We start from the raw sequence: 20,139 nt of genomic DNA, 5'->3' as shown, positions 1-20,139 counted from the left end.
TTAACTATAGACGCGAACTCAGTGGAATGATGTTTACTTTACCACCTACTTCAATGCTTTCTTGTTCTGGGTAAATTTCAATTAAACAATTAGCTTCACTCATAGATCGCAAAATGCCTGAACCTTGTTTCCCTGTCGTTTTTACTTCCAGTTGTCCGTTTGCATTGATTGAATAAAACCCTCGGCTGTATTCAGTACGGCCTAAGCGTGAGCGTAAAAATTCAGTAGCAATGGCAGTTAATTGTTCTGGTTGCCAGTTCGTATCCCCTTGTAGTTTGTGAATAGTAGGTTCAACAAACTGTAAGAACGACACCATGACAGCGACAGGGTTACCAGGCAGCCCGAAGAAAGGGGTATCATTAATATGCCCAAACGCCAGAGGGCGACCCGGACGCATGTTAATTCGCCAGAAGTTAATGTTCCCTAAACGATTTAGGGCGTGTTTAATGTAGTCTGCATCACCTACTGAAACTCCACCTGATGATAAGATTAAGTCGGCTTGTTCGGCTGAGCTGAGTAAGGTGTTTTCGAGGGATTCTTGGTTGTCTTCAATAATGCCTAAGTCAATGACTTCGCAGCCAAGTTTAGTTAATAATGCGTGTAAAGAGTAGCGATTAGAATCGTAGATACAGTTTGTTTTTAAATCTTCTCCGGGTTCTTGAACTTCATCACCAGTCGAAAAAATAGCCACTTTTAATGAACGATAAACAGGCAGTGTATTTACCCCTAATGACGCCAACATTCCCAGTTCAGGCGCAGTAATTCGAGTGCCTGCGGAGACGGTTATCTGACCTTTTTTGAGATCTTCACCAGCTAAGCGAACATTTTGGCCTGCTTTGATTGCACCTTTTGAGGTATCAAAACACACATAAGTTTCTGAGCCGTGCTCACTTGTTTGAGCTTGTTCTCTCATGATGACGGTGTCGGCGTTGGAAGGAACAGGTGCCCCCGTCATAACTTTAACCGCTTGGCCTTTTTCCAGTGGCTTATCGTAACTGTAACCCGCCATGACTTCTGCCACCACATGGTAGTGAGTATGTTCTAGATCATCACTGCGAATCGCAAATCCATCCATGGCTGAGTTGGTTTGCTGAGGAACATGAATCGGAGAAAGAACATCCTCAGCACAAATTTTATTGGCGGCTTGAAGTAAAGGTGTATGGTTTGTGGCTGGTGCAGTATGAATACTGTCCAAAATTTGTTGTCGGCCTTGGGCTACCGATAAAAAAGCAGGGGACAAAATGTCGCAAGAGGCAGCAGCACTGCCTTGATTTTGTTGTTTTGAGTAGCCCACAACAAAATCGGTAATGGCGTTTAAATCATTAATGTCTAATTGAGGTAATGCAGAGTCGGCTGAAATGTTCGCGGCAATAGCAATAATGTTCTTATCTTCAGGGTGAAGCCAAGGTTTGCCAACTTCTTCTCGGTGCAGCTCAACTTTTGGGAAAGAGAGCTTTTTAAAGCCTTCAATTAAAATTAAATCCAGTTGGCTTTGATCTAGCTTCCCTAATAGCTGTTGAAAGGTGGCTTCTTCGTTTGGGGTTTCCGTGACCAAGGCATTACGGTAGCGGGATGAAATCAGCATTTGAGAGGCGCCCGCCTTGCGTAGACGGTAACTGTCTTTGCCTTCTTGGTCGATATCGAAGTTATGATGAGCATGCTTGATCACGCCAACACGCAGTCCGCGTTCAGTCAGCTTTGGCAGCATTGCTTCCAGTAATGTGGTTTTTCCCGTGCCGCTATACGCAGCAAAGCCTAAGAGAGGTAATTGAGAGTGGGGCTGGCTCATACAAGGGTTCCAAACTTTTCTAATTCATGTGGGGCATTTAAATTAATGAATGCGTCCGGTTGGTCACTAAAATCAACGTTGATGGTGTTGCAGAAGTCATAAAGCAAAATTATTTTTCTGTCGCCATTGGCAAGAAAGTCATTAAGCTTGGGTAAAATGCGTTTGTGGATCAAAGTAATCACTGGTTGAAGGTATTTTCCGTCATGGGCAACTGCGATGTCGGTGTTGTCATCACAGGCAGCGCACATACGTTCAACCAAATCTAAAGGGATCTGTGGACAGTCACAGGGTACAAAGCCTACCCAGTCGGTATTGGCTTGTTTTAGTCCTGCGTGCATGCCTCCGAGTGGGCCAGGGAAGTCGGCCAGCTCATCTTGAAAAACAGAACCGTATTTGGCATAGGCATCGTGGTTACGGTTGGCATTGATTGAAATGGCATCCGTTTGGGGGGATAAGCGTTCAATCACGTGTTCAATCATTGGTCGACCGGCAAGTGTTACCAAGCCTTTATCGTTTCCACCCATGCGGGTTGCTTGGCCACCAGCTAAGATAACCCAGCTAGTTTGCTGTGGCGTAGGCATAATGTTGTTGTTCCTCATCGACAAGTTGCAGTGGGGTTGAATCAATCAGTTTTCTGTCTGATAAAACCCATTGGCGACGGCATAAATCTGTTAAGGCATTACGTTGATGGCTGGTGATCACAAGGCTTGAGCCTCGCTTTAATAAGTCTTTCGCGAGCACGACTAAAAGCTCGATGGACTCTTGATCTAGGCTAGCACTTGGCTCATCCATCAATAAAATACTGGGCTTGAGTACCCAAGCTCTTGCCATTGCGACACGTTGTTTTTCTCCGCCAGACAACACTGAGATATGTTCATCGGCAAGGGTTTCCAGCCCCACTAAGCGTAATGCGTTAATAATGTTTGCGCGTCTTTCTCTCGCAGTTAGAGATTGGTATTTTAAGCCATAGTTGACGTTGTCATACACGGTTCCGTCAAATAAATAGGGGCTTTGATGTAAATAAATGACATTTTTATTGCCAGATAAGCCAAGCAGTCGTTTAAACCAGTTTTTTTTCCCAATATTCAGTTCGCCTGTCGTTGGTGCTTGTAAGCCTGATAAAATCTTTAATAACGTGGTTTTACCTATGCCATTGGTGCCCTTTAGGTACACAGATTCGCTTGGCCCTAAGCTTAAATGTGGGATATGGAACAGCACTCGATCCTTGAATCGCATAGATAAATTCGTTACTTGCAATTGAATGGTCATAAGAGTCACCGTTATGTACGTAAATGGCCTTTACCCCGAGCAACCGACAGGCAAAAGTTCAGTGAAAGGGCGAGTAAGAGTAAAACCATGCCCAGAGCCACACCTTGAGCAAACGCACCTTTTTGGCTTTCCATGGCAATGGCGGTAGGAATATTGCGAGTGGCATTAAAGATATTTCCTCCCACCATCATTGAACATCCTACTTCGGTAATGATTCGGGAAAAGCCAGCAATCACTGCGGCAAGAAGAGGAAAGCGGGTCTCCCACATTATGCTGCAAAAAGCACGAGGAATTGAAGCGCCGAGAGTATAGGCAGTTTCCCAGGCGCGGCGATCGCTGTTTTGAAAAGCGCCGTGCATCATCGAAACGAGAATAGGGAAACAGATCAGCACTTGGCCTGCGATCATGGCTTTTTGAGTAAACAACAACTGCCAATCACCCAGTGGGCCAGCACGTGAAAACATCATATACAGCAGTAAACCAATGACGACGGTAGGTACTGATTGCAGAGTATGAATAATAGAGAGTAATAACCATCGCCCTGGAAATTGGCAATAGGCGAGTAAAAATGCAAGCAGCAACGCTGGCAACAGCACAAGACTGATTGCCAGCATAGAGACAGAAAACGAGACGCCTACAATTCCCCAAAGAGCAGTATCGCCACTAAGGAGTAGCTGAATGGCGTCTTGAGTTGTCTGCCAAATATCCACTTAGTGGGTTTCCGCATTCGCAGTAAACAGTTGCTGCCCGGCTAGCTTAAAGTTGTTGATCAAAGCTTGGCCACGAGGGTTCACTAACCAGTCGCTGAACTCCTTTGCTCCTTGGTAGTTAATGTCTGGATAACGGATTGGATTTACTAAAATCACTTGGTATGGGTTAAAGAGACGTTTATCGCCTTGAACTAAAACGCTTAACTTAACTTTATTTTGGTAAGCCAGCCAAGTGCCGCGATCTGTCATGGTGTAACCTTGCAGTTCAGACGCCATGTTCAACGTCGGGCCCATGCCTTGTCCTACGGATTTGTAGCCGCCAAAGTTTGGCTCGATATTAGATTGAGACCACAGGTTCAGCTCTTTTTTGTGAGTGCCTGAGTCATCACCACGAGACACAAAAGTGGCGCTGATTTTAGCGATTTTCGAGAAAGCGTCAGCCACATCGTTTGAACCATCCACTTTTGCTGGATCTGCTTTTGGCCCTACAACCACAAAATCGTTATACATGAGTTTGCGAGGCAGTACACCGTAACCTTTTTCAACGAAATTCGCTTCTGCTTTTGGGGCGTGGGTCATGACTAAATCCACATCGCCATTTTGTCCCATGCGAAGTGATTTACCCGTACCCGCCGCCAAAACCTGCACTTCGTAACCTGTGTCTTTCTTAAATTCAGGTAGAAGGTAATCCAGTAAACCAGAGTGGTATGTACTGGTTGTGGTGGCTAAACGAATGGTTTGTTGCTCATCTTGGGCGTAAACATTGGTCGCGCTGATGGCGGTAAGAGTAAGTAAGCCAACTGTTATTGTTTTCATTATAATGTCCGTTGTTAGGATCGTTAATTACCCTCGTAGAGCAATATTAATGCCAAGTGACAATTGGTTCCGAAATAAAATGAGTAAAGATAAATCACTGTTTATAAACACTAATGTCACGTGTTTTTTGAATGTTATTCATATAATTGTCAGAAAAACTTGAGCTGGGACAAAATGTCTCATACTAATCAACACACACAGATAAACAATTGATAGACTCAATGCCTGAGACAATTTGACCCACCATTTTGACTCACTTCTTTTTAAAGCTTGAGAATAGATATGTCATTAGATACCCCATCAGCGGCTTCTTCGTGGAGCGCGTTTTCTGTCCTTGTTGTTGATGACGAGCCAGGCATGCAGGCCATTTTAAAAAAAGCGCTGGGTAAGCGTTTTGCACAAGTTGATACAGCTGGCAGCATCGAAGAGGCAGAAGAACTTAGAAAAGTCTCTCATTTTGATTTGTTGATTCTGGATATCAATCTTCCTGGGCGATCGGGAATCGAATGGCATGAAGCTTTTGAACCGAATGGTCGTCGTAGTGATGTGATTTTTATGACGGGGTACGCCGATCTTGATACGGCTATTCAAGCTTTACGAGCGGGAGCGTCTGATTTCATTCTCAAACCGTTTAACTTAGAACAAATGATGCAATCTGTGCAGCGTTGTATGGATAAACGTTTAATGGAGCGTCGTAACTTCGCTTTAGAGCGCGATGTTGAGCGTACTTACCCGGTCGATATTATTGGTGATGCGCCCAAAACCTTGGCCATGAAACAGCTCATGTCGCAAATAGCCCCTTCCAATGCAGCTGTATTAGTTCAAGGAGAATCTGGTACAGGTAAAGAGTTGGTGGCGCGTGGTTTACATCAATTGAGTAAACGCAGTGGGCCTTTTGTTCCACTGAACTGTGGGGCGATAGCGCCCGAGTTATTAGAAAGTGAGCTGTTTGGCCATGTATCGGGCGCTTTTACTGGAGCGAGAAAAGGGCGAGAAGGGTTATTTAGAGTGGCCAATAACGGCACACTATTTTTAGATGAAATTGGTGAGATGCCCATCGCGATGCAGTCGTCATTGCTGCGTGCGTTAGAGCAAAAAGCCATTCGCCCGGTTGGTGCTGAAAAAGAAGTTAATGTAGATGTTCGAATTGTGGCTGCCACCAACCGTAACTTGAAAGAAGAAGTGGAAGCCGGAAATTTCAGACGAGATTTGTATTACCGTTTGAATGTGTTAACCGTTGAGCTGCCTCCACTGCGCGACAGAAAAGAAGACATCCCAGCACTTATTCATCATTTAACGTCCATGCTTGCTAAAGATCTTGGCATGAAAACCATTTCTTGGGCCCATGAAGACATCGCAGCCATGCAAACCTATCACTGGCCGGGTAACATCCGTGAACTAAAAAATATGATGGAACGTTGTATTTTACTCGGCAAACCACCTGCGGATTATTGGCGTGAAATGCAAGCGGAGCATAGCGGAACACCAGTGTCACAGACAGCCGTAGAAACTACTTCTACTGAGTTACTCCAAGGGCTGGATGATCCTCAGCCTTTAGAAAAGCAAACCGCCGAATTCGTCGGTGAGTTAATAGAAGCATACCCGTTGGATTGGCCATTAAAAGAAGTGGAAAAGGTCCATATTCAAAAAGTGGTGAATGCTCACGATGGCAATAAATCCGCTGCTGCTCGCCAGTTGGGCGTTGCACGTAAAACGTTAGAGCGAAAATACAAGGAATGGTCGGAAGAGCCTAAGGATAAAGGTTAATGAAAACATCTTTATTTTCTATTTGGATGCGCCGCTTTCGTACCATGGTGCGTTACCGTTTATTGGTGCTGACGTCGTTTCCCATCTTTATGACGTTATTGGCGTTGGTAGGTATTACGATTTATTGGTCTGTTAGTTACACATGGCAAAACGCATTAAACCAAATTAATGCGAATTTATCCGTGGCTAATAACAGCATAGAGATTTTGCAAAGAGAGCAGCGTAATCATTTAACCGCGTTGGTCGACTCTTACGATTTTCAGGATCTATTACGTAAAGACCGAGCCGCTTTGAATTTGTGGGTTGGTAGGCAAGCTCAAAAATATAACTTAGATTATGTGGTGCTGCACCCAAGCCAAGACATTGAGCTATTTAGTGCACAAAGCCGCGAGCGATTGTTAGCGGGTGAAGAACTGACCTTCTTCCAAGTCGTGGGGGAAACTGAGTTAGACAGTTTATCGCCAAGTTTACGACGTCAGGCGCAAGTGCCAATCTTAAAAACGGGTGGAGTTGAGTCGAGAGGCTTGTTAAGCCGCAGCGTAATTCCATTGTTTGATCAGTACGGTCGACTAAAGTGGATTGCGGATGGGGGAATTTTACTTAACAACAGTACGGTTCTGGTGGATAGAATTCGAGATCTTGTCTATCCGAATCATACTTTACCAGAAGGAAGCATCGGAACCGTGACGTTGTTTCTGGATGACTTACGTGTCAGTACCAATGTGCCATTAGACAGTGAGGGAACGTCTGGTCGTGCGATAGGTACACGGGTTTCACCATCAGTTCAGCAGCAAGTATTGCAAGACGGAACGCCTTGGATCGATCGCGCTTATGTATACGATGCTTGGTATATTTCCGGTTATAAACCATTAAAAAATGATCAGAATAACGTCATCGGCATGCTATATACGGGGTACTTAGAGTGGCCTTTTATTGAAACCTATTTAATTAACATTATTGAAATTGGTTTGATGGTTGTTGTGGTGTTGATCATTTCTGGGGTGTTTGTTTACCGTGGCGCTCGGGATTTATTTGATCCTATTGAACGCATTCACCATGTCGTAAAGTCCGTTCAAATTGGTCGGGATAAGCGAATTGGAGAGTTAGGGTTAGACAGCCAGCATGAATTAGCCAGCCTAGCGTATCAATTTGACAATATGTTGGATCAATTAAGTATGCGTAATGCTGAAATTCGCCAAGCGGCCAGTGAACTTGAATCAAAAGTGGAACGTCGAACTGCCAGTTTGCATGAAAAAACAGAACAGTTAGAACTTCATATTCGTTTGCTTCAACAGACCCGAGATAAGCTAGTTACCAATGAAAAGCTGGCGGCCTTAGGGGAATTAACGGCAGGTATTGCTCATGAAATTAATAACCCAACAGCGGTTATCTTGGGTAATGTTGAGTTGATGAAATTTGAGCTTGGCGAAGGTGTTAAGCCCGTAGAAGAAGAAATTAATGCCATTTTAGAACAAATTGATCGCATTCGTAATATTACCCGAAGTTTGTTGCAATACAGTCGTCACGGTGGCATTCAGGATGAAGTGACTTGGCAGCACGTGAATCCGATTGTTGAAGAAAGTATTACCTTAGTGCGCTCGGGCACAAAGAAAAAACAGATCCAGATCACGTCGGATTTACAGGCTCAGTGTAATGTTGAAGTGAATCGCCATCAGTTATTGCAAATTCTCGTAAACTTACAAATGAACGGGGTTCATGCTATGAGCGGCGAAGGGGAGCTTCGTATTTCCAGCCGAGATTGGATAGAAGACGAGAGCCCGATCGGAGCCATTGTTAGCGTACAAGATTTTGGTTGTGGTATTAAAGAAGAGAACCTAAAGCGTATTTTTGACCCGTTCTATACCACTAAGCGAGAAGGAACAGGGCTTGGCCTTTCAGTTTCTCAAAGTTTACTAAGCCAAATTGGTGGGGAAATCAAAGTCAGCTCTGAAGAAGGGGTTGGAACCTGTTTTTCTGTGTATTTGCCTTTGAAAGCAGAATCAGACATTGATATTAACTTGCTAGCTTCCATTAGTTGAAACATAGGTTACTGGGCTAGTAGGAGAAAGCTGTTTCTCAATGCATTCAATTAACGTTTGCTTGCGAAATGGCTTGGCCACATAGTCATTCATGCCGGCTTGATAACAACGGGCAATATCTTCATCGGCTACACTGGCGGTAAGAGCGATAATTGGGATTGGGTTAAGATCGTGTAGCGCTTCATATTGCCGGATGATCTTCGTTGCGGTTAAGCCATCCATCACGGGCATCATGCAATCCATTAACACCACATCAAATTGTCCTTGTTTCCACATTTCTACAGCTTCTTGACCATGACAGGCGATCTTCGTGTTATAGCCTGCACGCATTAAAGTTACATCAGCGACTTTTTGGTTGGCGGCATTGTCTTCAACAATTAATATCGACGCACCTTGAACATTGGCCGGGTTATTCGTGGTATTGGCGTTGTTGTTTGGTGTTAAGTGTGCCAACAAGGTTTCTTTTAAGCGCTCGCCGCGAATAGGAAAAGGAGTATTATCAATTGTATTGGTCACTTCTAGAGCTGGTAATGGTGCTCCTAACTCAGAAAATAAAATGACGGTTTTTTTTTCTGGTAGTTGATACAGCAGTTGTTCCAGTTCTTCAGCCCAGCCCTCATTGTTATCGTATTTTACAATTAAGAAGTCAGGGGGGCTGTTTTTTTGTTGCTGAAAGCTGGCTTGGCCCAAGCTTAAGTAAGGAAGAGGCACTAACCCCCATTCGTTAAGTTCTTGAATTAAGTAGCTAATGGATCGAGGGTCTGGATCGACAACTAAAACGCTTTTATTTTGAAGTTGGGGTGTTCTAGGGTCGAAATAAGACATTACGTTCAAAGGAATAGAAAATGAAAAGCAGCTTCCTTTGTTTCTTTGACTATCGACCGAAATATGGCCTTTCATCATTTCAATGAGTTGCTTACAGATACTTAGGCCAAGTCCAGTGCCTCCAAAACGACGAGTAATGGAGTCGTCTTCTTGAGTAAAAGGAGAAAAAATGGAACGTAGGTTATCTTTGTCAATGCCAATGCCAGAATCTTGCACGGTGACATTAATGTAAGGCGTTTCTGTAGCGCTGACAGAGGCATGAACGTGAATTTGACCTGATTCAGTAAATTTAACGGCATTGGAGAGTAAATTCATTAAGATTTGCTTAAACCTTAGTCCGTCTAACAGGCATAGGTGAGGGATGTTTTTTACTGAAACATCAATATGCAATGATTTTTCTTTGACTTTGGGTAGTATGATTTCGACAGCGTCATAAATAATGCTGTTTAGCTGCACGGCAGTGGGAGAGAGCTGCATACTCCCTGACTCAATTTTAGACAGATCAAGAATGTCATTTAATATGCCAAGTAATGAGTTAGAAGAAGAATCGATGGTACGCAGGTATTCTTTTTGTTCTGCGGTTAGGTCTGAATTGCTTAAAATATTGGTCATGCCGATCACACCGTTCAGGGGAGTGCGGATTTCATGAGACATGTTAGCTAAAAAGGTACTCTTAGCCTGATTGGCTTTCTCTGCAGCTTCTTTGGCTTGGATGATCCGTTGCTCACTGCTTTTTCGCTCTAATGTTAGATGGTTTAAGGTAGTGGCCAGTTGGCTCAGCTCATCATTTCCTTTAATGTCTATTGTGGCTTCGTAGTTCTTGTTGTATTCGATTTCCTTCATCTTTGTGGTGATTTCGAATATCGCTCCAAGGAGGCGTGAGCAAAGGGCGGATGATAAGTAGTAGAGCAGTCCTCCCGTAATGATGAAAGCAAAGATACTAAATAAAAAAACACGTTGTTCTCGCTCATAAGCCTGTTGGCTACGGTCTTTAATCTCTTGTTCGGCGCCAGTGATGAGGGCGTGTAGCATTTTCATGCGAGCCATCAAAAGTGAACTATTGAGTTCAAATGACTTGTTATGAAGCAGTTGGTTTCGTGCTTGGTTGCTGGCAACAAAGGCTGGTTCAGAGAGGATGGCAAGAAAGTCGGCGACCTGTTGTGGAGTCGAAAAAACAGAAATATAACGATTGAATATTTCTTCTTGCTTGGCAATATTTTCAATCAATTTTTGCTTATTAGTAAAAGAAAAATGATTGGTTTGGCTCACAATATTTAATAAATGAAACTCATCGTAGGTTAGGCTTTGTAGGCGCTTGAGTAAGTGATAAGCACTTAATGAGCGGTGTATATCCGTGGCGGTAATGCTTAATGAACTGGTTTCGGTCATATTGAGGTAATTTTCTAGCCATTCAGTCAGGAGCTTACTCCATATAAACCAATCATTGAGGGTATTGTTTTGTGACAATGTCACTTTCAACTCATTTAGATCATCTGCTAGCACTTTGTATTTTGGTGCAACATTAGAGAATAAGTTCTGTGTTTGAGGTTCTTTTAATAGCTTATCTATGATTTTGATGGGTTGGGTAAACTCAATGGCACTAGGAAAGCTAGTGGTGATTTTATTTCTGGTCGCATAAAGAGTCTGTAGTTCTAAATCAATCTCTGAAAAGCGTGCAAAACGTTGAGTTATGGTAGCGAGCGATTGTAGTTCGATATATTTATCATGAAGCAGGTGAGTGACCAACAATAAACCACAGAAGAGTGGGGTAAAAACCAAGATTTGTATTCGAGCTTTTAGCGATAAAGAGTTTATTACAGCCATTAATCAACCAGTTTCTTATTCTAATTTTAGCTAACTCGCGCCGTTAAAAGCACTAAATCTGAGTTTTCAACGATATTAATTAACCTAGTCAGAATAAAGACTACCTGAGAATCTTTGCTTTTTGTTATTTCATATATGAGATATCAATCATTTATTTTTGAAATAGACGGAAAAATAATCTACAGGCTTGGAATGCTCATCACTTTTATTTTTATAATATTTATTAGTAATTATAGAGGGTGTATTTGCTTATGATCCTTTCAATGAGTCACGTTGACCGCGTGGCTCATTGAAATAAAGAGTCTTACTCGGAGCCCCATACTTGCTTGCTGGTATTTGTGAAATTATAACCGCCAAATTGATCGCCTTTGGCCTGTGTTTCTGGTTTTTGTAGTGTTTGTAGTAGTTGTTGCACTAAAGAGCGGAAATAGATGTTTTTAGGGATCACCAACTCAAACGCTTCAGTAAAGAGTGGCAAAAAAGAAAGGTTAAATTCTCCAGCAGTACTTTCGCTTCCACAGCCCACATCGGCACAGCCACGAGCAATGGCAGAGCCTAACTCCCGTTCGCTGTAATAGACATCTTGTTGGTTTAAGTTATCTAATACATTGCCTTTATTTTGCAGCCATTCTTCCAACGCTCGCAGACTGCCTGCGCCTTCTTGTCTTAATGCCCATTGATATTGCTGTGAGGTTAACTCTATAGGATCGCTGATTTTACCCATTAGTTTGGGGCTTATGATCAACCCTTGCACTCGCTCATAGGCATGAATAAGCACCCAGTTTCGGCTTCCGGCGTATTGTTGTAACAACGCAGGGTGGCGCAAAGGGGCTTCACTGGCACGGCCCCAATGAATCGCACAAATATCAACATGGCCTTTGCTGAGCATCGAAAGCCCTTGACGTGTTCCCGTTGAGGTATAGCCAACTAACGCTGTACTGCCAAGTTGATTGGCCATTTCTCCAACCGCCAGCTGCAATAGAGGATCATCCGAACCTGCAATTAATAGGCGATCGTTAAAGGCGCCATTATGGCAAGACTCAATGAGCCACTTATCCAGCAAAGATTTAGGAAACAGCCATTTACCCGTGACTTTGGTGGCAGGGAGCTGGCCATCGTTAGCAAGGGTGTAGACTTTCTTTTCATTTAAATCCAAATATTCGGCCACTTGCTTGGCGTTCATAAATTCTGGTGTGGTCATAAGGTTTATTCAGCCAGTGATTCTGAGTCAGTAACATGGGTTGATTGAGCTTGCTCACCTTTGACATCAAATTGCATATTTTGGTGACCCGTAAATACTTGGAAACGGTGGCCTTTGGCTCTTGCAATGGTGGTGATACCGAACTGTTTTGCGAGATCTAAGCCCATTTGTGTCACACCAGAGCGTGAGAGTAGAACTGGAATGCCCATTTGCGCCACTTTAATCACCATTTCTGAGGTTAAACGCCCCGTAGTGTAGAAGATTTTATTTTCACCTGTTTCCCCTTTAAGCCACATTTCACCTGCCAGTGTATCGACAGCATTATGGCGACCCACATCTTCCACAAACGAAAGAATGTTAGCGCCTTGGCATACGGCACAACCATGAACACCACCCGCATTTTTATAGGTTTCATTATGGTGGGTAAGGGCTTCCAGTGTTTCGTAAATGGTGGATTGTTTGATGGTGACTTGAGGAACTTGGTAGTTTTCCAGTTTCTTCATTACGTTGCCATACATGGTGCCTTGACCACACCCAGATGTGACTGTTTTCTTTTGTAGTTTTTTCTCTAAGTGTTCCGTGTTTTCTTTAGTAATAACTGCCGCTGAGTTGGTTTCCCAATCCACAATAATGGAATCAAGTGCGTTGATGTCTTCGATAAAGCTTTGGTTTTTTAAATAGCCTAATACTAAGGCATCTGGACGTGCGCCGAGTGTCATTAGGGTGACCACTTCTTTCCAGTTCAGTAATACGGTTAAGGGCCTTTCACACGCGACGTGTTTGGTGATCAGTTCACCGTATTCATCCATGACTTCTACACTGATGGTTTGGTTGGGTACTGGGCCTGTCTTTATAATTTTTGGTGGGTGACTCACAGCAGATCTCCATTGATTGAATTAGTTCGAGGTTAGTGGCTATAAGCAAGCTTTATTCCACTTATTTTCCTTTATTTTTAGGTCTGCTTCTTGTGGTCTGAGTCTTGCTTTATAGAGGGCGATAACACGAACGAAACGAGTTCCCTTAACAAAGGATCATTGAATGACAACGATATCCCCCCTTCGTGAACCGCTCTCTAATGCCGTAGAAAAAACAGAAGATACTTGGCCAATTTGTTTCGAGCTAATCCAAGAGCATAAGCAAGTTGGACGCTGGGAAACCTCCAGTTGGCAGGTTTCTAACATCAAGTTACAGCCGAAAAATGCAGCGTGCGATGAAGCGCAAACAAGCGATGAAACGGAATCAATTTGGTGTGATTTTGTATTAGAAATCTACCGAGATGAAAGAACGGATTACCGTTTTAACTTGAGCTCACGTGAGCCGAAATTGTTCTTTGCTTTTGAACAAGAATCCACAGACACGACTCCCACACCGATTGCGGTTACTGCTTCTCAATCTATTGTTGGGGACTTCATGGACAGTGACTATTTGGTGCTGTCTGTGGATATGCCTTTACCCATTCAAGCGTGGCTTGAAGCGTTTATTGGCCGCCATGGTGAGTTGTTAGAAGTTCGTCGTAAGAAGCGTAGAGGTGCGGGGAGGGCTTGTGGCAACTAACTTCTTTAAGCGTTGGTCAGAGAGAAAACTCACTGATTCCCATCAAGAAAATGCGGTTGAGTTAGATCAGGCAAAGAACACAGAGACTGAAGTAGAGCAAGATCCCTTTGGTGAAGTATTACATCATGAAGCCGATTCAGAAGAGACGACTCAAGAGCAGAATCTGTCTTTGTCTGATGTTGAATCCATTAATGGTGACAGTTCCGTTTCTGCGTTTTTAGCAAAAGGTGTTGAGAAAGAAGTAAAGAAAGCGGCACTCAGAAAGATGTTTTTAAGTGATGAATTTAACGTGGTTGACGGGTTGAATGATTACGACCACGACTACAGCGCAGTAAAAACACTGGGGAGTGATGTGGCTGAAGGGCTACGCAACTGGGTAAAAGAAACATCGTCAGAATCTGAGCTAGAAAGTGAGCAAACCATACGGCCTGTTAATGAGTTTGATGATGAAAATGCACCAGCCAATTGTGAGGAAGCGCTTGTGCTGAGTGATTCAGAAGTAGGCCTAGATACAGCATCAAATCAACCGAAAGAAAGCGATGAATTACCACTATTGGATCATGAGACAAAAAAGACCACATGAGCAAACGGGACATTTTGGCTGACTAGAACATTATCGGTTGGGTCAAAATGTCTCACTCATCAATCCTTCAAAATCACACAACGGACTTTAGCTCCATTTAGGTCATTTTTTTCTTTTTCAACTTGGTTCAGTACTTGCAGTTTATAGACATGAGCAATAAGTCAGTCGTGCAAAACCAGCTGCAACTAGTTGATTTAAAACGTGCTGAGTGAACAACAAAAAGACTAAACAATTTTACTCAGTAGCAGCCGCCATTTTATGAAGGCACAGGAATAGCAATGTTAAAACAATACTTAGAACAACATAATACCGAAAATGGTCAGGCTCGCTTGGCTGCCATTACGGGCACCGTTGAACTGACAAACCTGATCCCGCCGACGGTCAGTTATGAAAGTCGAGGAAATCTCGTGATTATTGGTCCTAATGCCATTATTGCGGAATTAGCGCCTCTATTTTCAGAGCAACTTAATAGCGTGACTTTGGTATGCACTGACTTAAATGCACCAGTTGAGTCCAAAAGTGACACTGAGTTACCCGGCTCAATTTATTATGCATCACAAGTGGAAGTAAGAGGTTTTTTAGGCGCTTTTGAAGTGAGTTGTCAGCTTGAAACAAACCGTGTCAATTTATCTCAGGTTGCGATTGGCATAAACAGTTTCGATATTGTGTTAGACATGACGCAAAAGGGCTTAATGACGGAAGAAGTGCCTGTGCCGGGTTATTACCCAGTAGGGCGAGGTTATCCAAAACTTGCTGAAGTGCTAGAAGAAATTCCAGGTTTGAAAGGAACCTTTGATAAACCCAAATACTTTCGATTAGATAGCGATCTCTGTGCTCACAGTTCACGTGGTGTAAAAGGGTGCGAACGTTGTGTGGATGCGTGTCCTGCTGGCGCACTATCCAGTGTGGGCAGCGAGCAAACTGGCCATCACATTCAAATTAACCCGTATTTGTGTCAAGGAGTGGGGACGTGTGCTACATCATGTCCTACGGAAGCCATCAGTTATGCGTTGCCAGATGCGCAAAATACTCAAAACTTCATTCAACGTGTATTGGCGAAATATGAGCAACATGGCGGTAAGCAGCCCATCGTTATGTTTTGCAGTGAACGTCATGAAAGCTTCAATGTAATGGCTCTGAAAACCATGCCAGAAAATGTTCTTCCAATCGTACTTGATGAATTGCCATCAGTTGGAATGGATACATGGTTTGCTGCATTAGTGAATGGCGCTTCACAGGTTCTGTTCTTAGCAAGCCGCCGTATGCCCGCGACAATACAGCGCGTTCTTGGCCAAGAAGTGGAAGTGGCTCGTTCCTTTTTATCGGATCTTGGTCTTGAAGAAAACCGCATTCAAATTGCACATATTGAAGCATTAGAAGAAGTGGTATTGATCGAAAAACCACTTGTAAGAAAAGCAACCCCTTTGGAAGGAAATAAACGCCAACGTTTGCTGTCGGCTTTGGATCACCTTTCCTCACATTACCTCCCAGACAATGTTATCGCTCAAGTGCCAGCAGGCGCACCATTTGGTTCTGTTGAGTGTGCTAGTCAAGATTGTACGTTATGCATGAGTTGTGTGGCGGTATGTCCGACAAGAGCACTGCATACAAAAGGGGACAGCCCAGGTCTTCTATTTATTGAACAAGATTGTGTTCAGTGTGGTTTATGTGAAAAAGCTTGCCCTGAAAATGTGTTAACACTGAAACTGCAAATGAATTGGGATTCAGTATCTCGTCAAAATGCGGTCGTGGTTCATGAAGAAGAGGCCGCTTGCTGTATTAGTTGTGGAACGGCTTTCGCCCCTGCTTCCATGATCAAAATGTTGACTGAAAAGTTACAAGGTAACCCACATTTCAATGACGAAAGCTCTCTGCGTCGTTTATCAATGTGTGAAGACTGCCGAGTCAGAGACATTTTTACTGATTTATCTGCTCATCCAGAAAAACAACTCAACGTATAACAGAGGCGCTTTATGAATCACTTTAATGAACAACAAGCGCTGCGCGTGGATATTTACGGCTTATTGGCTCGTCTGTTTCGTATAGCACCCGATCAAGAGCTGCTGACATGGCTTAGTGAATTGGACGTAACACACGATGAACATCATGGCATGTCGGCTGCGTGGTCTTTATTGAAGCTATCAGCACAAACCACCAGCGAAATGAGTTGTGCAGATGAGTACCAAGATTTGTTTATCGGAATTGGCCGCGGGGAGTTGGTTCCTTATGGCTCTTGGTATTTAACTGGCTCTTTAATGGAAATGCCGTTGGCTAAGCTACGTAATGATTTAGCGCAGTTGGGTTTTGAAAGAGATGAATCGGTAAAAGAACCAGAAGATAACATCGCTGCCTTATTAGAGGTGATGGCCATGCTGGTGGAGTCGGGGAGTGAGCACACGCAAAAGATTTTTTTTAATCGGCATATTCAAACCTGGTTTGAGCGTTTTTGCCACGACTTGAAGCAGGCGAAGAGTTCCGCATTTTACGCTTCAGTAGGTGAATTGGCTTTGCAGTTCTTAACCGTCGAGCAAACCCGCTTTATTGAAAATCCGCAAAAGAGTATCGCTTAGAGCAAGGTACTGCTTTTTATAACAAGTTTTTATAAACAGCAAGCAATGTGAAAAACACAAACAACAATAACAAGCCCCTAACTCTCTTTATTTAGAGTTAAACAACGGAGCAAAAGCAATGAGTAAACAAAATAAACCAGACCAAGGACGCCGAGAGCTATTAAAGGGCTTATCTACGGCTGCGGTTGTGGGCGCTGTCGCTGCTGGCGTATCGAAAACGGTCATCGCTAGTGATCAAGAAGCAAAACCAGCAGAAGAAAAGTCGGCTGGTTATCACGAAACTCAACACATTCGTGATTACTACGAAACCCTATAAATACGGAGCATAGAATGAAATTAATAAAACGTTCCGATACGGTAACAAAAGACGAAAATCAGCTAGGTATTAGCCGTCGTGCTTTTATTCGTAATTCAAGTGTTGCTGGTGGTGCCGCGGCGATAGGTGCTGGTTTATTTGCTCCGAGCATGATGAAAAAAGCACAAGCGAAAAGCGTGGATGCGAATGCGCCAACTGAAATTAAGCGTACGATTTGTTCTCACTGTTCGGTGGGCTGTGGTATTTACGCTGAAGTGCAAAATGGTGTCTGGACTGGCCAAGAACCTGCTTTTGACCATCCTTTTAATGCTGGCGGACACTGCGCAAAAGGGGCGGCGTTACGTGAACATGGTCATGGTGAACGTCGTTTAAAATACCCAATGAAACTGGAAGGCGGCAAATGGAAAAAGCTTTCTTGGGAACAAGCTATTGAAGAAATTGGCAATAAAACGTTAGAGATCCGTAAAGAATCCGGCCCAGACTCAGTTTACTGGTTAGGTTCAGCAAAACACAGTAACGAACAAGCGTACATGTTCCGTAAAATGGCATCGTTATGGGGTACAAACAACGTTGACCACCAAGCTCGTATTTGTCACTCAACCACAGTAGCTGGGGTAGCCAATACCTGGGGTTATGGTGCGATGACCAACTCGTTTAATGACATGCATAACTGTAAGTCAATGCTGTTCATTGGTTCAAACCCAGCAGAAGCGCACCCTGTTGCCATGCAGCACATCTTGATCGCCAAAGAAAAAAACGATTGTAAGATTGTGGTGGCGGATCCGCGTCGTACTCGAACTGCGGCTAAGTCAGACCACTATGTTTCTCTGCGTCCGGGCTCTGATGTTGCTTTTATCTGGGGCATTTTATGGCATGTGTTCAAAAATAATTGGGAAGATAAAGAGTTCATTCGCCAACGTGTATTTGGTATGGATGAGATTCGTGAAGAAGTGGCGAAATGGAAACCTAAAGAAGTTGAACGTGTAACGGGCATCAGCGAAGAAGAGGTGTATAAAACCGCGAAACTGCTTTCAGAAAATCGCCCGGGTTGTGTGGTGTGGTGCATGGGCGGTACTCAGCATACGACGGGTAACAACAATACGCGTGCTTACTGTGTGTTGGAACTGGCTCTAGGCAACATGGGTAAGTCTGGCGGTGGCGCAAACATATTCCGTGGTCACGACAACGTACAGGGCGCTACTGATTTGGGCGTACTCTCTCATACACTGCCAGGGTATTACGGTTTATCGACAGGGGCGTGGAAGCACTGGAGTAAAGTGTGGAACTTGGATCATGAGTGGGTTCAAAAACGCTTTGACCAAAATGAATACCGTGGCAAAAAGCCAATGAATAACAAAGGTATTCCTGTTTCTCGCTGGATTGATGGTGTTTTAGAAAACAAAGAAAATATCGAGCAGAAAGATAATATTCGTGCCATGTTCTACTGGGGTCATGCGGTTAACTCACAAACTCGCGGCCCAGAAATGAAAAAAGCGATGCAGAAATTGGACATGATGGTGATTGTGGATCCATACCCAACGGTTGCTGCGGTTATGAATGATCGTACTGATGGCGTGTATTTACTTCCTGCTACCACACAGTTTGAAACTCACGGCTCAGTAACCGCGTCAAACCGTTCATTGCAGTGGCGCGAACAGATCGTCCAACCTTTGTTCGAATCTAAACCTGACCATGAAATCATGTATCTTTTAACCAAGAAACTGGGTTTTTCAGAACAGCTGTTTAAGAATATAAAAGTTAAGAACAATCAGCCTGTTATTGAGGATGTGACTCGTGAGTTTAATCGCGGTATGTGGACAATCGGCTATACAGGACAAAGCCCAGAGCGTATTAAATCACACACACAGAACTGGCACACTTTCCATAAAACAACGTTGGAAGCGGAAGGTGGCCCAGCACATGGTGATACTTATGGTATGCCGTGGCCATGTTGGGGCACGCCAGAAATGAAGCACCCGGGTACGCATATTCTTTACGATACATCTAAACCTGTGGCGCAAGGTGGTGGTAATTTCCGTGCTCGTTTTGGTGTTGAATTTGAAGGCGAGAGCTTACTTGCTGAAGACAGCTTTCCAAAAGATTGTGACTTAGAAGATGGTCACCCAGAGTTTACTGATAAGTTGTTGAAGCAGCTTGGTTGGTGGGATGAGCTAACCGCAGAAGAACAAGCGGCCGCGGAAGGAAAAAATTGGAAAACGGATCTATCTGGCGGGATTCAGCGTGTGGCCATCAAGCATGGTTGTATGCCTTTTGGTAATGCAAAAGCGCGTGCCATTGTATGGACATTCCCAGATAGAGTGCCACTTCACCGTGAGCCTCTTTATACGCCACGTCGTGATTTGGTGACAGATTACCCAACCTGGAATGACAGTGAGTCTATTTACCGTTTACCGACTATGTATAAGTCGATCCAAGATAAAGATGTTTCAAAAGAGTACCCAATTATCTTAACTTCGGGTCGTTTGGTTGAATATGAAGGTGGTGGTGAAGAGACCCGTTCGAATCCTTGGCTGGCCGAGCTTCAGCAAGAAATGTTTGTGGAAGTAAACCCGAAAGATGCGAACGATCTTGGCTTTAAAGATGGAGACATGGTGTGGCTTGAAGGGGCAGAGAAAGGCCGAATTCATGTGAAAGCTATGGTGACTCGTCGTGTTAAGCCGGGCCTTGCGTTCATTCCGTTCCACTTTGGCGGTAAGTTCCAAGGTGAAGACTTGCGCAATAAATACCCTGAAGGAACAGATCCGTACGTTATTGGTGAATCTGCCAATATTGCAACCACGTATGGTTACGATCCCGTCACGCAAATGCAAGAAACAAAAGTGACCCTTTGTAAAATTTCAAAAGCGTAGGAGTTA

16 protein-coding genes are annotated in these 20,139 nt (G+C 43.7%); 8 read left to right on the top strand and 8 right to left on the bottom strand.

Annotated features, from left to right (window positions below; translation table 11 throughout):
- Nucleotides 1–4 precede the first annotated feature (4 nt).
- From MHO82_RS05895 to MHO82_RS05875, 5 genes are read right to left on the bottom strand one after another with little or no spacing between them, the layout of a single operon-like run.
- A complete protein-coding gene (locus MHO82_RS05895) occupies nucleotides 5–1,789 on the bottom strand; it encodes a bifunctional molybdopterin-guanine dinucleotide biosynthesis adaptor protein MobB/molybdopterin molybdotransferase MoeA (RefSeq protein WP_239182926.1) in 1,785 nt (594 codons plus the stop codon).
- Nucleotides 1,786–2,370, bottom strand: coding sequence for a molybdenum cofactor guanylyltransferase MobA (gene mobA, locus MHO82_RS05890; RefSeq protein ID WP_239182925.1), 585 nt, complete (start codon nucleotides 2,368–2,370; stop codon nucleotides 1,786–1,788). The genes MHO82_RS05895 and mobA overlap by 4 nt, the downstream gene beginning before the upstream one ends.
- Nucleotides 2,348–3,058 carry an energy-coupling factor ABC transporter ATP-binding protein gene (locus MHO82_RS05885; protein ID WP_239182924.1) on the bottom strand — a complete coding sequence of 237 codons (711 nt, stop codon included), beginning with the start codon at nucleotides 3,056–3,058 and terminating at the stop codon, nucleotides 2,348–2,350. The genes mobA and MHO82_RS05885 overlap by 23 nt, the downstream gene beginning before the upstream one ends.
- Nucleotides 3,059–3,069: 11 nt before the next feature.
- A complete protein-coding gene (locus tag MHO82_RS05880; protein WP_239182923.1) occupies nucleotides 3,070–3,768 on the bottom strand; it encodes an ABC transporter permease in 699 nt (232 codons plus the stop codon).
- A complete protein-coding gene (locus tag MHO82_RS05875; protein WP_239182922.1) occupies nucleotides 3,769–4,584 on the bottom strand; it encodes a substrate-binding domain-containing protein in 816 nt (271 codons plus the stop codon).
- Nucleotides 4,585–4,866: 282 nt separating this feature from the next.
- On the opposite strand from MHO82_RS05875, the gene MHO82_RS05870 reads away from it, so the two are divergent.
- Nucleotides 4,867–6,351, top strand: a complete 1,485-nt coding sequence (locus MHO82_RS05870; RefSeq protein WP_239182921.1) for a sigma-54 dependent transcriptional regulator — start codon at nucleotides 4,867–4,869, stop codon at nucleotides 6,349–6,351.
- The gene (locus MHO82_RS05865) at nucleotides 6,351–8,390 is read left to right on the top strand and encodes a HAMP domain-containing sensor histidine kinase (protein WP_239182920.1); all 2,040 of its coding nucleotides are present in this window, start codon (nucleotides 6,351–6,353) and stop codon (nucleotides 8,388–8,390) included. The genes MHO82_RS05870 and MHO82_RS05865 overlap by 1 nt, the downstream gene beginning before the upstream one ends.
- On the opposite strand, the gene MHO82_RS05860 is transcribed toward MHO82_RS05865, so the two are convergent.
- The 3 genes from MHO82_RS05860 to MHO82_RS05850 all read right to left on the bottom strand — a co-directional run bounded on the left by MHO82_RS05860 (nucleotide 8,373) and on the right by MHO82_RS05850 (nucleotide 13,115).
- Entirely contained in the window at nucleotides 8,373–11,039 is a 2,667-nt protein-coding gene (locus MHO82_RS05860; protein WP_239182919.1) for an ATP-binding protein, read from the bottom strand. The genes MHO82_RS05865 and MHO82_RS05860 overlap by 18 nt on opposite strands.
- Nucleotides 11,040–11,343: 304 nt before the next feature.
- On the bottom strand, nucleotides 11,344–12,240 hold the full coding sequence (locus MHO82_RS05855) for a helix-turn-helix transcriptional regulator (protein WP_239182918.1): 897 nt from the start codon (nucleotides 12,238–12,240) through the stop codon (nucleotides 11,344–11,346).
- Between the two features lie 5 nt (nucleotides 12,241–12,245).
- The gene (locus MHO82_RS05850; protein ID WP_239182917.1) at nucleotides 12,246–13,115 is read right to left on the bottom strand and encodes a formate dehydrogenase accessory sulfurtransferase FdhD; all 870 of its coding nucleotides are present in this window, start codon (nucleotides 13,113–13,115) and stop codon (nucleotides 12,246–12,248) included.
- A gap of 163 nt (nucleotides 13,116–13,278) precedes the next feature.
- Here MHO82_RS05850 and MHO82_RS05845 point away from each other — a divergent pair, with 163 nt between their 5' ends.
- The 6 genes from MHO82_RS05845 (at nucleotide 13,279) to MHO82_RS05820 (ending at nucleotide 20,133) form a co-directional block, all read left to right on the top strand.
- On the top strand, nucleotides 13,279–13,794 hold the full coding sequence (locus tag MHO82_RS05845; RefSeq protein ID WP_239182916.1) for a DUF3305 domain-containing protein: 516 nt from the start codon (nucleotides 13,279–13,281) through the stop codon (nucleotides 13,792–13,794).
- Nucleotides 13,784–14,377, top strand: coding sequence for a DUF3306 domain-containing protein (locus tag MHO82_RS05840; protein ID WP_239182915.1), 594 nt, complete (start codon nucleotides 13,784–13,786; stop codon nucleotides 14,375–14,377). The genes MHO82_RS05845 and MHO82_RS05840 overlap by 11 nt, the downstream gene beginning before the upstream one ends.
- 278 nt (nucleotides 14,378–14,655) lie before the next feature.
- A complete protein-coding gene (locus tag MHO82_RS05835) occupies nucleotides 14,656–16,338 on the top strand; it encodes a 4Fe-4S binding protein (RefSeq protein ID WP_239182914.1) in 1,683 nt (560 codons plus the stop codon).
- A 12-nt stretch (nucleotides 16,339–16,350) separates the two neighbouring features.
- On the top strand, nucleotides 16,351–16,947 hold the full coding sequence (locus MHO82_RS05830) for a molecular chaperone (RefSeq protein ID WP_239182913.1): 597 nt from the start codon (nucleotides 16,351–16,353) through the stop codon (nucleotides 16,945–16,947).
- A 118-nt stretch (nucleotides 16,948–17,065) separates the two neighbouring features.
- On the top strand, nucleotides 17,066–17,263 hold the full coding sequence (locus MHO82_RS05825) for a transcriptional initiation protein Tat (protein WP_239182912.1): 198 nt from the start codon (nucleotides 17,066–17,068) through the stop codon (nucleotides 17,261–17,263).
- A gap of 14 nt (nucleotides 17,264–17,277) precedes the next feature.
- Nucleotides 17,278–20,133, top strand: a complete 2,856-nt coding sequence (locus tag MHO82_RS05820) for a formate dehydrogenase subunit alpha (protein ID WP_239182911.1) — start codon at nucleotides 17,278–17,280, stop codon at nucleotides 20,131–20,133.
- Nucleotides 20,134–20,139: the final 6 nt, after the last annotated feature.

The sequence above is a fragment of the Vibrio sp. Of7-15 genome, assembly GCF_022347565.1.
Lineage (GTDB): Bacteria > Pseudomonadota > Gammaproteobacteria > Enterobacterales > Vibrionaceae > NORP241.
This window is presented reverse-complemented; position numbering and strand designations above follow the sequence as displayed.

What these genes read in the sequence shown, in the direction of transcription:
- MHO82_RS05845 (WP_239182916.1), top strand. Translation starts at nt 13,279, where the DNA reads ATGACAACGATATCCCCCCTTCGTGAACCGCTCTCTAATGCCGTAGAA.
- MHO82_RS05885 (WP_239182924.1), bottom strand. Translation starts at nt 3,058, where the DNA reads ATGACCATTCAATTGCAAGTAACGAATTTATCTATGCGATTCAAGGAT.
- MHO82_RS05895 (WP_239182926.1), bottom strand. Translation starts at nt 1,789, where the DNA reads ATGAGCCAGCCCCACTCTCAATTACCTCTCTTAGGCTTTGCTGCGTAT.
- MHO82_RS05855 (WP_239182918.1), bottom strand. Translation starts at nt 12,240, where the DNA reads ATGACCACACCAGAATTTATGAACGCCAAGCAAGTGGCCGAATATTTG.
- MHO82_RS05825 (WP_239182912.1), top strand. Translation starts at nt 17,066, where the DNA reads ATGAGTAAACAAAATAAACCAGACCAAGGACGCCGAGAGCTATTAAAG.
- MHO82_RS05860 (WP_239182919.1), bottom strand. Translation starts at nt 11,039, where the DNA reads ATGGCTGTAATAAACTCTTTATCGCTAAAAGCTCGAATACAAATCTTG.
- MHO82_RS05820 (WP_239182911.1), top strand. Translation starts at nt 17,278, where the DNA reads ATGAAATTAATAAAACGTTCCGATACGGTAACAAAAGACGAAAATCAG.
- MHO82_RS05865 (WP_239182920.1), top strand. Translation starts at nt 6,351, where the DNA reads ATGAAAACATCTTTATTTTCTATTTGGATGCGCCGCTTTCGTACCATG.
- MHO82_RS05875 (WP_239182922.1), bottom strand. Translation starts at nt 4,584, where the DNA reads ATGAAAACAATAACAGTTGGCTTACTTACTCTTACCGCCATCAGCGCG.
- mobA (WP_239182925.1), bottom strand. Translation starts at nt 2,370, where the DNA reads ATGCCTACGCCACAGCAAACTAGCTGGGTTATCTTAGCTGGTGGCCAA.
- MHO82_RS05835 (WP_239182914.1), top strand. Translation starts at nt 14,656, where the DNA reads ATGTTAAAACAATACTTAGAACAACATAATACCGAAAATGGTCAGGCT.
- MHO82_RS05870 (WP_239182921.1), top strand. Translation starts at nt 4,867, where the DNA reads ATGTCATTAGATACCCCATCAGCGGCTTCTTCGTGGAGCGCGTTTTCT.
- MHO82_RS05830 (WP_239182913.1), top strand. Translation starts at nt 16,351, where the DNA reads ATGAATCACTTTAATGAACAACAAGCGCTGCGCGTGGATATTTACGGC.